Source organism: Actinomadura sp. 1N219, assembly GCF_044326405.1.
GTDB lineage: Bacteria > Actinomycetota > Actinomycetes > Streptosporangiales > Streptosporangiaceae > Spirillospora.
Window position 1 is genome coordinate 79966 of sequence record NZ_JBIRAY010000006.1, and the last position, 14412, is coordinate 94377.

Here is a 14412-nt window from a genome sequence, read left to right on the forward strand (position 1 = left end):
GTTGACAGTCTAGGGCTTCTATGTTTCCTTAATACCTCTAAATCATTCTAGAGGAGGTAAGGAGTCATGGCCCGTAACCCGCTGAACCGGCTGGTCGGCAAGTACGCGATGGACGCGGCGGTCGTCGGCGTCGGGGACGTCACGCCGACGATGAAGAGCATCCGGCTGGTGGCCGAGGCGCCGATCGAGTTCCGCTACTCGCCCGGCCAGCACGTCCGGATCCAGATCAACGACCCGCTCTCGCTGCAGGGGCTGCTGCGTCCCGTGGAGACCCTCCGCAGCTACACCATCTGGGAGTTCGACCGGGACGCGCGGGAGTTGGAACTCCGCGCGCACCTCTACGACGGCGACGGCATCGGGCTCAGGTGGGCGCTGGACGTGAAGCCCGGCGACACAGTGACGTTCTGGTGGCCGCAGGGGGACTTCGCCGTCCGGGACGCGGACTACCACGTGTTCGTCGGGGAGGAGACGGCGTCGGTCGCGTTCGGCCCGATGCTGCGAGAGCTGGACGCGTCCGCGCAGGTCCACGGGGTGCTGGAGAGCGAGACGCCCGAACTCGACCCGCCGCTCCCCGGCCCGCACCGGCTGCACCGCGTGCATCGGGAAGGCGCGCCCGCGGCGTCGTCAAAGGTCATGCTCGACGCCGTGGCACAGCTCGATCTTCCCGAGCGGCCGGGCGCCGCCTACGTGGCCGGGGAGGCTCGGACGTGCCAGATGGTCCGCGACCACCTGGTGCGCGACCGAGGGTGGCCGCGCACGTCCGTCAAGGTCAAGCCGTTCTGGACGCCCGGCAAGCGCGGCCTGCACTGACCGGCTAGGAGATCCGGTCGATGACCAAGGGGTGCAGGGTTTCCGTGCCGTCGATCTCGTACGCGCCGTCCAGGGATTCGAGGGCGCGGGGCAGGCGGGTCTCGTCGTCGGTGTGGAGGGTGAGGAGGGGTTGTCCTTCGCTGACCGTGTCGCCTGGCTTGGCGTGGCAGGTGATGCCCGCGGCGAACGAGACCGGGTCCTCCTTGCGGGCCCGGCCCGCGCCCAGCCGCCAGGCGGCCACGCCTACGCCGTAGGCGTCCAGGCTGGTCAGGACGCCGGAGGACGGCGCTGTGACCGTGTGGGTCTCGCGGGCGGACGGGAGCGGCGCGTCGGGATCGCCGCCCTGAGCGGTGATCATGCGGCGCCAGACGTCCATGGCGGAGCCGTCCTTGAGCGCGTCGGCCGGGTCCTTCGCGGTGAGCCCGGCGGCGGCGAGCATCTCGCGGGCGAGGGTCAGGGTCAGCTCGACCACGTCCGGCGGGCCTCCCCCGGCGAGCACCTCAACCGACTCCGCGACCTCGACGGCGTTCCCGACCGCGTTGCCCAGCGGACGGTCCATCGCGGTGAGGAGGGCGGTCGTGCGCAGGCCGTTGTCCGTGCCGATCGCGACCATGGTCTCGGCCAGCTCGCGGGCGTCCTCTACCGTCTTCATGAACGCGCCGGAGCCGACCTTGACGTCCAGGACGAGCGCGCCCGTCCCCTCTGCGATCTTCTTCGACATGATCGAGGACGCGATCAGCGGGATCGACTCCACGGTGCCGGTCACGTCGCGGAGCGCGTACAGCTTCCGGTCGGCGGGGGCCAGGCCGCCGCCCGCCGCGCAGACCACGGCGCCGGCCGCGCGCAGCACGTCCAGCATCTCCGCGTTCGACAGCGACGCCCGCCAGCCGGGGATCGACTCCAGCTTGTCGAGCGTCCCGCCGGTGTGGCCGAGGCCGCGTCCTGACAGCTGCGGGACGGCCGCCCCGCACGCCGCGACCACGGGCGCCAGCGGCAGGGTGATCTTGTCGCCGACGCCGCCGGTGGAGTGCTTGTCGGTGGTCGGACGGTCCAGCGCCGACCAGTCCATCCGCTCGCCGGAGCGGATCATCGCGTCCGTCCAGCGGGCGACCTCGGCCCGGTCCATGCCGTTGAGCAGGATCGCCATCGCCAGCGCCGCCATCTGCTCCTCGGCGATCGCGCCGCGCGTGTAGGCGTCGACGGCCCAGTCGATCTGGCCGAGGGTCAGGGTCGCGCCGTCCCGCTTGGCGCGGATGACGTCGATGGCGTCCAATCGATCACACCCTCTTGATCAGGTCGTCGGGGCCGAACGCGTCCGGCAGGACGTCCGACATGGGCAGGATGCCCTTCGTCGTCTCGATCTGCATCGACGCGCCGCCGAACTCCCAGAGGAGCTGGCGGCAGCGGCCGCACGGCATCAGCGTGTTGCCGTGCCGGTCGACGACCACCACCGCGACCAGGCGCGGGTCCTCCGACTTGCCGGGGCCGTGCAGCGCCGACACGACGCCGCACTCCGCGCACAGGGCGACCCCGTACGCGGCGTTCTCGACGTTGCAGCCGCTGATGATCCGGCCGTCGTCCACCAGCGCGGCGGCGCCGACCGGGAAACCGGAGTACGGGCAGTAGGCGCGCTTCATCGCCTCCCGCGCGGCGTCGCGCAGGGCAGGCCAGTCGATCTCCATTGCCTTATCGTGCCTCACCGCGCCGGTAGCGGAGCCCGTTCGCGGCGGGCATGCGGAGGCGCTGGCTCGCCAGTGCCAGGACGAGCAGCGTCACCAGGTGCGGCGTGAACGAGACCAGCTCGCCGGGGACGAGCTCGCTCATCAGGAACCAGGTGAGCAGCCCGGCCGCCGCGACCAGGGCCACCACGGAGCTGAGGTAGGCGTTGCGGACCTCGCGGTGGCCGAGATCGGTCACCGCCTCCGGCCGCAGCCGCGTCCCGCGCACCGCCTGCCACACCGCCACGCCGACCAGCAGGATCGTCACGAACAGCAGCAGCGCGTGGACGGACTCGCCGCCGCCCCGGACGTTCATCGCGTCGGTGTAGCCGAACAGCAGCGACCCCGCCATCAGGCCCCCGGGACGCCAGTTGCCGAAGATCATCGCGGACAGGCCGATGAAGCCGCGGCCGTTGGTCTGGCCGTCCTGGAAGAGGTTGCCCGCGACCGTGACGAGGAAAGCGCCCGCCAGCCCGGAGAACCCGCCGGAGATGATCACGGCCGCGTACTTCATCCGGTAGACCCGCACGCCGAGCGACTCGGCGGCGTAGGGGTCCTCGCCGCAGGAGCGGATCCGCAGGCCGAACGACGTCCGCCACAGGATCAGGAAGCTGAGCGGCACCAGCAGCAGCGCCACGAACGTCAGCAGCGACATCTCGCTGGTCAGCCCGCGCAGGATGCCCGCCAGGTCCGACAGCAGGAACCAGTGCCGGTCCTCCAGCGAGCCGAGCCAGTCGGGGCTCTGCCAGCCGCCGATCTTCCCGCCGGACAGCACCGGCAGGGTGAGCGTGTCTATCGAGTCGACGGGCGGGGACTGCCGGGGCCCGCCGCCGAGCGCCTTCGCCTCGCCCTTGTCGAAGACCAGCCCGGCGAGGAACTGCGTCAGCCCGACCCCGAGGATGATGATCGCGACACCGGACACGATGTGGTCGACGCCGAACGACACGGTCGCGATCGCGTGCAGCAGCCCGCCGAGCGCGCCGCCGATGATCCCCGCGAGGACGCCGATCCACGGGCCCCACTGGTAGCCGGCCCAGGCGCCCGTCCAGGTGCCGAGGATCATCATGCCCTCGAGCCCGATGTTGATCACTCCGGCGCGCTCCGACCAGAGCCCGCCGAGCCCCGCCAGGAAGATCGGCACGGCGAGGCGGAGGGAGGCGCTGACCGTCCCGCTGGACGTCACCGGGGTCGCGTCGTCGATCACGCGGACGAGCGAGAGCAGGACGAGCAGCCCCGAGGCGATCAGCAGGTAGTGCGGCCAGCGCAGCTTGCGCTTGCCGTTCGCGGCCTTCTTGAGGGCCGCCGTCCCGGTCGCGATGCTCATGAGGCGCTCCCCGTGGTCCCCGTGGCCTCGCCGGCCAGGTCGTGGCCGGTGGCCAGCTCCACCGCGACGGTGCGCTGCTGCAGCCGGATCTCCCAGCGCCGGACGAGCTCGTACACGATGACGACGGTCAGCACGACCACGCCCTGCATCACCCCGACGATCTCCTTCGGCACGTCCACCTCCTGGAGGATGTCGGAGGTCTGGTCGAGGAACGCGAACAGCAGCGCGGCGAGCGCGATCCCGGCCGGATGGTTGCGGCCGAGCAGCGCGATCGTGATGCCGGTGAAGCCGAGGCCCGGCGGGAAGTTCAGCGAGTACTCGTGGGACGCGCCGAGCAGCTCCGGCATCCCGATCAGCCCGGCCAGCGCCCCGGACGCGACCATCGTGTAGACGATCATGCGGCGGGCGTTGACGCCGCTGGCCTGCGCCGCGGACGTGGACAGCCCCGACACCCTCAGGTCGAACCCGAACCTGGTGTGGTTGATCACGACCCAGAACACGACGCCGACGACGATCGCGAGCGGCAGCAGCCCGTACACCTCGCCGGGCAGGTCGATCCCGACGGCCGACAGGAAGCCGTTGAGCGAGCCGACGCGGCCGTCCTCCGGGATCTTCGGCGTCGCGACGTTGTTGCTGCCCGGCCGGAGCTCGGCGAGTCGCTGGTCGTTCAGCAGGTAGGCGATCACGCCGGTCGCGATCGCGTTCAGCATGATCGTGGACAGCACCTCGCTGACCCCGCGGGTCACCTTCAGCACGCCCGCGATCGCCGCCCACAGCCCGCCGACCACCATCGCCGCGACGATCACCAGCAGCTGCCCGAACGGCGCCGGGAGGGTGAGCGCGCCGCCGAGCACGGCGGCGAGGAACGCGGCGAGCCGGTACTGGCCGTCCACGCCGATGTTCAGCAGCGCCATCCGGAACCCGATCGCCACCGCGACCGCCGACAGGTAGTAGCGGGTCGCCCGGTTGACGATGTCGACGATCGAGTTCTCGCTGGTGCCGTAGTCGATCATGCTCTGCACGGAGCTGAACGGGTCGGCGCCCGTGATCCGCAGCAGGATCATCGTGATGACCAGGGAGATCAGCAGCGCCAGCAGCGGCGAGCCGATCCGCAGCGCCAGCCCGGCCGGGCCCAGCCCCTGCATGATCGCCTTCCACGCCGGCACCGGCTCCGGAACCCCCGGCGGCTGCTCCTCCTTGGACAGGTCCACCGGTTCCTCCGGGTCGCTCATGCCCGGGTCCTTCGGGTCGCTCATGAACCGGCCCCGGCGCCGGTCATCGCGGAGCCCAGTTCCTCCGGGGTGACGGTCTGCGGATCGACCTCCGCGACCAGCCGTCCCCGGTAGATCACGTGCAGGGTGTCGGACATACCGATGAGTTCCTCAAGATCGGCGCTGATCAGCAGCACGGCCAGCCCGTCCGCGCGGGCCTGCCGCAGGTGGTCCCAGATGGCGGCCTGGGCGCCGACGTCGATCCCGCGCGTCGGATGCGCGGCGATCAGCAGGTGCGGCTCGCCGGACATCTCCCGCCCGACGATCAGCTTCTGCTGGTTGCCGCCGGACAGCGCGGCCGCGGGCACGTCGATCCCCGGCGTCCGGACGTCGTACGCCTGGACGATCCGGGTCGTGTCGCGGCGGGCGCCGCGCCGGTCGATCCACGGGCCCCGGACGTTCGGCGGCTGCGTCTGGTGGCCCAGCATGCGGTTCTCCCAGAGCGTCCCCTCCAGGACGAGCCCGTGCCGGTGCCGGTCCTCCGGGATGTAGGCGATCCCCGCCTCGCGGCGCCGCCGGGTCGCCCAGTGGGTGATGTCGTCGCCGCCGTAGCGGATCGTCCCGGCGTCCGAGTGCCGGATGCCCATGATCGCCTCGATGAGCTCGGTCTGCCCGTTGCCCTCGACTCCCGCCAGCCCGACGATCTCGCCGCGCCGGATGCGCAGCGACGCGCCGTCCACGACGGGACGGCCCTCCGGCGTGAGCACCTTCAGCCCGGAGACGTCGAGCTGGACGTCCTCGGTGACCGTGGACTCGCGCAGCTCCGGCGTCGGCAGCTCCGACCCGACCATCAGCTCCGCCAGCCGCCGCGACGTGACCTCGCGCGGGACGAGCCTGGTCGCGACGGTCGTGCCGCGGCGGATCACCGAGATCGTGTCGGCGACGGCGAGCACCTCGTCCAGCTTGTGCGAGATGAACAGCACGGTCAGGCCCTCGGCGCGCAGCTCCCGCAGGTTGCCGAACAGCTCGTCGACCTCCTGCGGGACCAGGACGGCGGTCGGCTCGTCCAGGATCAGCACGCGGGCGCCCCGGTACAGCACCTTGAGGATCTCCACGCGCTGCCGCTGACCGACGCCGAGCGTCTCGACCAGCACGTCCGGGGCGACCTGCAGCCCGTACGCCCGCGACATCTCCTCGATCCTGGCGCGGGCGGCGGCGAAGTCGATGCCCCCGTACCAGGTGCGGGGCTCGGCGCCGAGGATCACGTTCTCCAGGACGGTCAGGTTGTCCGCCAGCTTGAAGTGCTGGTGGACCATGCCGATGCCGCGGGCGATCGCGTCGGCCGGGGTCCGGAACGAGACCTGCCGCCCCTCGACCTCGATCGTGCCCTCGTCCGGCCGCTGCATCCCGTAGAGGATCTTCATCAGCGTGGACTTGCCGGCGCCGTTCTCACCGCACAGCGCGTGCACCTCGCCGCGCTCGATCGTGAGGTCGACGTCGTGGTTGGCCACCACGCCGGGGAACCGCTTGGTGATGGATGTCAGCCGCACGGCCGGCACCTGGTCGGGCACGAGTCGCCCCCTCCTCTTGACCCGGGACCGCACCGGGCGTCACCCGATCGGTGACGCCCGGTGCACGATTACGGCCGTGCGGAACGGGCCCGGTCGCGGCCCCTTGCGGGGGCACCCGGACGCGGCCCGCGCCCGGCACGCGTCACGCCTTGGTCGGGACCTTGATCGTGCCGTTGACGATGCCGGCCTTCAGCTCGTCCAGCTTGGCCTTGACGTCGTCGACGTGGCCGCCGGACGGCGAGTAGCCGACGCCGTCGTTCTTCAGGTCGTACTGCTTGGTGCCCGCCTGGAACGTGTTCTTCGAGACGCTCTCCACGAACTCGTACACGGCCAGGTCCACGTGCTTGATCATCGACGTGAGGATCTGCTCCTTCACGCCGGCGACGGCGGGCTGGTTGTACTGGTCGGAGTCGACGCCGATGGCCCACTTGCCGGCCGCGCCGACGGTCTTGATGACGCCGATGCCGGCGCCGCCCGCCGCGTGGTAGATCACGTCCGCCTTCTGGTCGAGCTGGCCCTTGGCGGCCTCGTTGCCGAGGCCGGTGTCCTTGAACCCGTTGAAGTTCGGCGGCTGCGTCAGGTACTTCGGCGGCAGGATCTTGATGTCCGGCTTGGCCTTCTTCGCCCCGGCCTGGTAACCGGCGAAGAACTTCTGGATCAGCGGCACGTTGACGCCGCCGATGAACCCGATCGTCCCGGTCTTGGACTTCAGCGCCGCGGCGGCGCCGACCAGGTAGGACCCCTGCTCCTCGGAGAAGCACGCGCCGAGGACGTTCGCGCCCTCGACCTTGCACTGGTCGGCGTCCACGACGAGGAACTTGGTGTTCGGGTAGTCCTTGGCGACCTTGACGATCGAGGTGGTGTAGGCGAAGCCGACCCCGATGACCGGGTTGTATCCCTTGTTCGCCATCAGCCGCAGGCGCGACTCCTTGTCGGCGTCCGGTTCGTCCGGCTTGGCGGAGATCTCCTCGGTCTGGAGGTTCAGGTCCTTCTTGGCCCGGTCGAGCCCCGCGGCGGCCGAGTCGTTGAACGACTGGTCGCCGCGCCCGCCGATGTCGAAGGCCAGACCGATCTTCAGGGTCTTCTTGCCGTCCTCGCCCCCGCCGCCGGTCTCGGCCTTCTTGCCACCGCAGGCGGAAGCGCTGATCAGCAGCGCAGCACCCGTCACGGTGACGAGCGAAATTCTCAGTCCACGGCGCAAGGTGCGCTCCTTCCGTTCCCCACCCACGGGACGGTGGCCGCTCCGGTCGACCGGCCACCGAAATCGATCGGACGGTACCTCGCGAATCAGTGCAAACTTCCCGCTTGCACTGATTCGCAATCCGTCCGTTACCAAGGCGTAGGCATCTCGCCTCGGGTCCGCGCGGCCGGTCAGCGCCGCAGGTCAGCGGGGGGAGGATCAGGCCAGCGCCGCACCCTCGATCGGTTCGGCGTCGCCGGGACGCCCGCCCTCCCACAGCGCGGTCAGCGCCGTCGCGCTCAGCACCCGGACGCCCACGGCGAGGCACCGCTCGTCGACGTCGAAATCGCCGCGGTGCAGGTCGTACTCGCCGGGCGAGCCGGGGGTGCGGACGCCGAGCCTGGCCAGCGCGCCGGGGATCGACTCCAGGTACCAGCCGAAGTCCTCGCCGCCGAGGCTCTGCGGGGTGGGCACGACGCCCTCCTCGCTCATGACCTGCGCGGCGGCGTCCCGGAACATCTGCACGCTCGCCGCCTCGTTCACGGTCGGCGGGACGCCCCGGACGTACTCCAGCGAAGCCTCCACGTCGTAGGCGGCGGCGACCGACTGGAGCAGCGCCTTCATCATCTCGGGGGCGCGGTGCCAGGCGTCGTCGTCCAGGCAGCGGACGGTCCCCTCCGCGATCCCGTCGTCGGGGATGGCGTTGGCGACGGACCCGGCCGACACCCGTCCCCACACCAGCGACAGGCTGGAGCGCGGGTCGACGCGGCGGGACAGCGCGGATGGCAGCTCGGTGACGATCTTGGCGAGGGCGTAGACGAGGTCGGCGGTCAGGTGCGGCCGGGCAGTGTGCCCGCCGGGCCCGGTGACCTTCACGTACACCTTGTCGCAGGCCGCGGTGATCGGGCCGGTGCGCAGCCCGAGCTGGCCGACCTCGATGCGGGGGTCGCAGTGCAGCGCGAACGCCCGGTCGACGCCCACGATGCCGCCGGCGGCCATCACGTCCAGCGCGCCGCCCGGGGTCTCCTCGGCGGGCTGGAACAGCAGCCGGACCCGGCCGGGCAGCAGCCCCGCCTCCGCCTGCTGCGCGAGGAACAGGCCCGCGCCCAGCACCATCGCGGTGTGGACGTCGTGGCCGCACGCGTGCGCGACGCCCGGGACCGTCGACCGGTACGGGACGTCGGACTTCTCGTCCTGGAGGGGGAGCGCGTCGATGTCGGCGCGCAGCGCGACCGTGCTGCCGTCCGTGGGGCCGACGTCGCAGAACAGGCCGGTGCCCTTGGGGAGGATCACCGGCTTCAGGCCCGCCGCGCGCAGCCGCTCGGCGAGCCTCTTGGTCGTGCGGTGCTCGGAGTACCCCAGCTCGGGGTGCATGTGCAGGTCGCGGCGGAACGCGATCAGCTCGTCCTCGTGCGCGGCGAGGAAGGCGTCGAGCTGCGGCTGCAGCACCGCGCCGCCGAGCACCGCCGAGCCCGCGGACGCCGCGCCCGGCGCCGGGGCACCGGGGACCATCTCGCCCGTCACGGACTCCTGCGCAAGAGTTTCGTCCGGGACCGTTCCCTCCTGGACGGTTTCGCCTGGAATGTTCCCTGGGATGTCCTCTGGGACGTCCTTGCCGCCGGGCGGGCTCCCCGCCGCCGACACCGTGTCACGCGCCACCATCCCCGACGGCGGAACCGCCTCGTCGCGGCCCCCGGAGCCCGCGGGCCCCGAGGCGGTGGGTGGTTCAAGGCCGGGCATCACCCCGGGCCTCGGATGTGTCATGTGCGCCCCCTGTGCGACGGCGGAGCCGGAGGGCCTCCGCCCTGTTGTCACCGTGTTGTCTTGGTTCGAGTCGGCCTTGCGTTCGGCCTTGCGTTCGACCTCGCGTCCGGAAACGCGCTCGGAAACGTGTTCAACCTCGCGTCCGGTAACGGGCTCGCGGGCGGGAGGCGCCGCGGGAGGCGCCTCGTGGGCCGGAGCCGCCTCGCGGGCGGGGACGGCGGCGCCGGGCTGGTTCCCCGGGACGGCCGGTTCCTCAGGCGCCGGCATGTGCGACCTCCCCCAGTGTGACGAACCTGTCCTCCGCGAGCTCGACGATCGCCGCGTCGACGATGTTCTCCAGCGTCCCGCCGTCGGCGCGGATGGCGCGCTGGCGCTCGTACGGGGCCCCGTGCTCCAGGACCTCGCCGGCCACCTTGAGCTCCTCGGCGCAGCCGAGCCGGTCGGCGACCGGCTCCAGCTCCCTGATCAGCTCGTACAGGTCGTCGCGGAGCGGCGCGGTGTGCCCGCTGTCGTCGGTGATGACGATGGCGTCGAGCCCGTACCGGGTCGCGCGCCACTTGTTGTCGCGCACCACCCAGGCGGCCGGGCGGGGCAGCGTGTAGCCGCGGTCGAGCTGCTGCTCGAACAGCGTCACCAGGCTCTGGCAGAGGGCCGCGGCCATGCCGACCTCGCGCAGGGTCGGGATGCCGTCGAACATCCTGATCTCCACGGTGCCGAAGTCGGGATGCGGACGGATGTCCCACCAGACTTCCTTGATGCTCCGGATAGTCCCAGAACGCAAGAGCGTGTCCATGTAATCCTCGAACGCCGCCCAGTCGTCCAGCAAGTGGGGAGGACCGGCCGTCGGCAGCTGGCCGAAGACGACCGCCCTGCACGACGCCAGCCCGGTGTCGCTGCCGCTCCAGAACGGGCTGGACGCGGTGAGCGCCAGGAAATGCGGAAGGTAGGAGGACAGCGCGTTGACGATCGGGATCGCCCTGTCACCGTCGGAGACCCCGACGTGGACGTGAACGCCGAACGTCTGGATGCGCCGCGCAAGCCACTGCATCTCCTCGATGAGCTCGGCGTAGCGCCGCATCGGCGCCATGACCGCGTCCCGCCAGTCGCTGATCGGATGGGTGCCGGTGCAGGCGATCGCGAGGCCGCGGTCGGCGGCGGCGGTGCGGAGCGCGGCGAGCGTCCCGGTCAGGTCGGCCTTGGCCTCGCCGACCGTGTGGCAGATGCCGGTCACGACCTCGACCGTCGACTCCATCAGCTCGTGGCGGACCGGCGGGTTCTCCCCGTCCAGGCTGAGCGACGGCAGGGCGGCGAGCACCTCGCGTGCGTCCTGCCGCAGGTGCCTCGTCTCCGCATCGACGAGCTGGATCTCCCACTCGACGCCGAGCGTCGCCCCGTCCGATGCGTTGAAGTCAATGGCCACGGCCAACCTCCGTCCACAATCCTTGCAGGTCGTTGCGTGGCACGTGGCGCAATTCAAGCCAGCGGGTCCCTAAGCCTGGACAAACGCCGGTCCAGGTCACGTGTTCACGTGTTCGCTCCATGATGGCGTCCGCGGTTCCCGCGCTGCCCGCTGTCCATGCCCTTTGCGGGTCAATTGACTCATGCGGACGGTCGCCGAGCACGCGGAGCCCCTACCTTTCGGTCATTGATCTTGTCTGCGGCACCATCCGATCGAACTAGTCAGTCCGTCCCAAAATACCGTCGATGACAGCCTGTAACCGATAGCGGTCGTCCCTTACATACCGTGGCGTCCCCCGTGCTCCCGGGTGCTCCCGCGTGCGCCCTGCGTCGCGTACGTACCGTGCTTGCCGTGTTCGCGTCTGGGTACCCCTTCGCCGGATACGTCGCCTAGTCTTCGGGGGAGTCATGGGCGTCACGCGTACGCGCGTCGGGAGCGATCGGGCTTCCGCGGGATCGAGGAGCGTCGGAAGCTTGCGAGCAGAGTGGCGAGAGCGGACCGGCGTCCGCCGCGCCCTGACGATGATCACAGTACCGCTGACCACGGCGTCGTTCGCCGCGGGACCCGCCTTCATCGCCGCCCCGGCGACAGCCGCGCCCCCGCCGACAGGGCTGGCCGGGCCGTCCGGGGCGTCGCCGGAGGAAACGGTCGGCGGGCCGCAGCTGGCCGGGCGCGGGATCGTCCTCAACAAGGCGCCAGGCGTCCCCGCGCTGCCGAAGATCAAGGCCGGCTCGTACCTCGTCGCGGACGCCGACACCGGCGACGTCCTCGCCGCCAAGGACCCGCACGGCCAGTACCTGCCGGCGAGCACGATCAAGACGCTGACCGCGCTGACCCTCATCCCCAAGCTGGACCCGAACGCGCTCGTCCGGCCGTCGCAGACGGCCTGCAACGTCGAGGGCACCAAGGTGGGGCTCACGCCGAAGATGCGCTACAAGGTCTCCGACCTGTTCCACGCGATGCTGATGATGTCGGCCAACGACGCGTCGGTGACGCTCGCGGAGGCGCACGGCGGCATGCGCAAAACGCTCGCCGACATGAACGCCGAGGCCAAGCGGATCAACGCCCGCGACACCGTCGCCGGGTCGCCGAACGGGCTGGACAAGGACCTCGGGCTGAGCGTCCGCACCCAGCACACGTCCGCGTACGACCTGGCGCTGATCCTGCGCGAGGGGATGAAGAACCCCGCCTACCGCCGGTACATGCAGGCGATCGACCACAAGTTCCCCGCGCCGCCGACGAAGCAGGAGCGCAAGAAGGGCAAGAAGGTCGGCGGGTACCCGATCCACACCCACAACCGCATGCTGCCGGGCGAGCGGCACTCCTACACGGGCATGCTCGGCGGCAAGAACGGCTACACGATCGCGGCCCGCCAGACCTTCGTCGCGCAGGCGCAGCGCGGCGGGCACACGATCGTGATCTCGCTGATGAAGGCCGACCAGCCGCCGTCGGAGTACGCGACGGAGCTGCTGAACTGGGGCTTCGCCGCCCGCGGCAAGGTCGAGCCGGTGGGCGCGCTCGTCGCCCCCGGCAACCCCAGGTCGGGCGAGAAGGACGCCGCCGCCGACGGCGTGCTGCCGGACGCTCCGCTGGCGTCGGACGACACGTCCCGCATGTGGCTGCTCGTCGGCGGCGGGACGGTGGGCGCGCTGCTGGCCATCGCCGTTCTCTTCGTCGTCCTGCGGCGGCGGCGCCGCCTGGAGTCCCGCTGAAGCATGCCGGAGCAGGTGTCCGGAGCGGTGGCCCGGGCGGGTGGCCCGGGCCGGTGGTAAAGGTTCGCTCAGGGCGTTCCGGGACGCTGGTCTGGCGGCGCGAGCGGGCTTACGCTCGCGGTGGCGCCGGTGGCCTCGCCGCTGCCGCAGGAGACGGCGGACCGGTGCCGCAGGAGGAAGCGCGCCATGTCCGACATGCAGGTCTCCATGGCCGGTGCGTCCGTGTTCGGCGACCGCACAAGTGAACATCCGAACGTGACCCTGCTGAAGGACGGCTACACGGCCTTCGCGAAGGGCGACACGGCCTTCATCCGGGGGCTGCTCGCCGAGAACGTCGTGCACCGCGTCCCGGGGCGCGGGCCGCTGTGCGGCGAGTACCGGACGGCGGAGGAGGTCCTCGGCTTCTACGTCCGGCTGTTCGAGCTGTCGGGCGGGACGTTCCGCGCCGAGCCGTACGCGGTGATGGCGAACGACGAGTACGGCGCGGCGCTCGTCCAGACGTACGCCGAACGTCCGGGTCATCCGGGACGCGTCCTGGACGGGCGCGCGGTGGACCTGTTCCGCATCGAGGACGGGAAGATCACCGAGATCCGCACGCTGGCGGAGGATCAGTACGCCGACGACGCCTTCTGGTCCTGAACCGGCGGCCGCGCGGGCTTGGCGGGCTCGTCGGGCTGAGCGGGCTCGGCAGGCTGAGCGGGCTCGTCGGCGTCGGGCGGCGGGGCCTTCTCCGGGTTGTCGGCGTCGGCGGTGAGGACGACGCGGCGGGTGGCCGTCCACGCGGCGACGAACAGCGTGAACCGGGACACGATGTTGATCCACACCATCAGCCCCACCAGGACGGCGAACGCGCCGTAGACCGGGTTCGCCGTCGTCCGCGCGATGAGCAGCGTCGCGATCAGCTTGAGCAGTTCGAAGCCCACGGCCCCGAACAGCGCGCCGCGGAAGATCCGCCGCCACGGCGCCCGGGTGCCCGACAGCCGCGTGAACAGCACCAGGAACACCACGGTGTTGAACGCGGTCGCGCAGCCGAGGGACAGCAGCCGCAGCCCGGTTCCCGCGCCGGTGACGTCCTGCAGCCCGAACCAGCCGAGGACGTTGTGCGTGGCGGACGTCGTGACCGTCGAGACCGCCATCCCGCAGATCAGCACCGCGCCGAGGAACGCCAGGACGGCGGCGTCCCACAGCCGCTTCACGGCGTAGTTCCCGCCGCCGCCGGGCTCGTTGCCCCACATGTCGCGGAGCGCCTCGCGCAGGACCTGCACCCACCCCTGCCCTGTGACCAGCAGCGCGACCAGTCCGATGACCCCGACGGTCGTCTTGGACTGCGCGATCTCCTCGACCCGGAGCTGGTCCGACAGGCCGGGCAGCAGCGAGTTCACCGCCCGGACGAAGTAGTCGCGCGCCTCCGCGCTGACGCCGACGACGTAGCCGAGCAGCGAGTACGCCAGCGCCAGCAGCGGGAAGAACGACAGGAAGCCGTAGCAGGTCAGGGCGGCGGCGAGCCGGTCGCCGCGGCGCTCCCGGTACCGGCTGAACGCCCGCGCGTGGTGGTCGAGCCAGGCCCAGCGTCCGCGCGCGTCCCGGAGGAGGCCCTCGCCGCGGCCGAACAGGGCCTCGCTCCCCCGCCGGACCCTGTTGATCACCTGCCGCATGTACGGTG

At 71.3% G+C, this 14412-nt stretch carries 13 protein-coding genes; 3 read left to right on the forward strand and 10 right to left on the reverse strand.

Annotation, left to right across the window (positions count from 1 at the left end):
* The first annotated feature begins 66 nt into the window (after window positions 1-66).
* Window positions 67-810 carry a siderophore-interacting protein gene (locus ACH35V_RS20035; RefSeq protein ID WP_395974258.1) on the forward strand — a complete coding sequence of 248 codons (744 nt, stop codon included), beginning with the start codon at window positions 67-69 and terminating at the stop codon, window positions 808-810.
* Between the two features lie 4 nt (window positions 811-814).
* On the opposite strand, the gene ACH35V_RS20040 is transcribed toward ACH35V_RS20035, so the two are convergent.
* From ACH35V_RS20040 to ACH35V_RS20075, 8 genes are all read right to left on the reverse strand, one after another.
* Window positions 815-2083, reverse strand: coding sequence for a thymidine phosphorylase (locus tag ACH35V_RS20040; protein WP_395974260.1), 1269 nt, complete (start codon window positions 2081-2083; stop codon window positions 815-817).
* A 4-nt stretch (window positions 2084-2087) separates the two neighbouring features.
* On the reverse strand, window positions 2088-2492 hold the full coding sequence (locus ACH35V_RS20045; protein WP_395974262.1) for a cytidine deaminase: 405 nt from the start codon (window positions 2490-2492) through the stop codon (window positions 2088-2090).
* Between the two features lie 4 nt (window positions 2493-2496).
* Entirely contained in the window at window positions 2497-3852 is a 1356-nt protein-coding gene (locus ACH35V_RS20050; RefSeq protein WP_395974264.1) for an ABC transporter permease, read from the reverse strand.
* Complete coding sequence (locus tag ACH35V_RS20055) at window positions 3849-5084, reverse strand: ABC transporter permease (RefSeq protein ID WP_395974266.1); 1236 nt, start codon at window positions 5082-5084, stop codon at window positions 3849-3851. Before ACH35V_RS20055 ends, ACH35V_RS20050 begins: the two co-directional genes overlap by 4 nt.
* 20 nt (window positions 5085-5104) lie before the next feature.
* Window positions 5105-6634 carry an ABC transporter ATP-binding protein gene (locus tag ACH35V_RS20060; RefSeq protein ID WP_395974268.1) on the reverse strand — a complete coding sequence of 510 codons (1530 nt, stop codon included), beginning with the start codon at window positions 6632-6634 and terminating at the stop codon, window positions 5105-5107.
* A gap of 142 nt (window positions 6635-6776) precedes the next feature.
* On the reverse strand, window positions 6777-7835 hold the full coding sequence (locus ACH35V_RS20065) for a BMP family protein (RefSeq protein ID WP_395974270.1): 1059 nt from the start codon (window positions 7833-7835) through the stop codon (window positions 6777-6779).
* 198 nt (window positions 7836-8033) lie between these two features.
* A complete protein-coding gene (locus ACH35V_RS20070; protein WP_395974739.1) occupies window positions 8034-9326 on the reverse strand; it encodes a M20 family metallopeptidase in 1293 nt (430 codons plus the stop codon).
* Between the two features lie 505 nt (window positions 9327-9831).
* A complete protein-coding gene (locus ACH35V_RS20075) occupies window positions 9832-10998 on the reverse strand; it encodes a glutamate--cysteine ligase (RefSeq protein ID WP_395974272.1) in 1167 nt (388 codons plus the stop codon).
* A gap of 512 nt (window positions 10999-11510) precedes the next feature.
* Between ACH35V_RS20075 and ACH35V_RS20080 the strand changes: the two genes are divergently transcribed.
* The gene (locus tag ACH35V_RS20080; protein WP_395974274.1) at window positions 11511-12749 is read left to right on the forward strand and encodes a D-alanyl-D-alanine carboxypeptidase family protein; all 1239 of its coding nucleotides are present in this window, start codon (window positions 11511-11513) and stop codon (window positions 12747-12749) included.
* A gap of 68 nt (window positions 12750-12817) precedes the next feature.
* Here ACH35V_RS20080 and ACH35V_RS20085 read toward each other — a convergent pair whose 3' ends face one another.
* Window positions 12818-12946, reverse strand: coding sequence for a hypothetical protein (locus ACH35V_RS20085; protein WP_395974276.1), 129 nt, complete (start codon window positions 12944-12946; stop codon window positions 12818-12820).
* Between ACH35V_RS20085 and ACH35V_RS20090 the strand changes: the two genes are divergently transcribed.
* The gene (locus tag ACH35V_RS20090) at window positions 12936-13388 is read left to right on the forward strand and encodes a nuclear transport factor 2 family protein (RefSeq protein WP_395974278.1); all 453 of its coding nucleotides are present in this window, start codon (window positions 12936-12938) and stop codon (window positions 13386-13388) included. The two genes, ACH35V_RS20085 and ACH35V_RS20090, sit on opposite strands and share 11 nt — an antisense overlap.
* On the opposite strand, the gene ACH35V_RS20095 is transcribed toward ACH35V_RS20090, so the two are convergent.
* Window positions 13358-14404: a YhjD/YihY/BrkB family envelope integrity protein gene (locus tag ACH35V_RS20095; RefSeq protein ID WP_395974280.1), complete on the reverse strand. Its 1047-nt coding sequence runs from the start codon at window positions 14402-14404 to the stop codon at window positions 13358-13360. The genes ACH35V_RS20090 and ACH35V_RS20095 overlap by 31 nt on opposite strands.
* Window positions 14405-14412 lie beyond the last annotated feature (8 nt).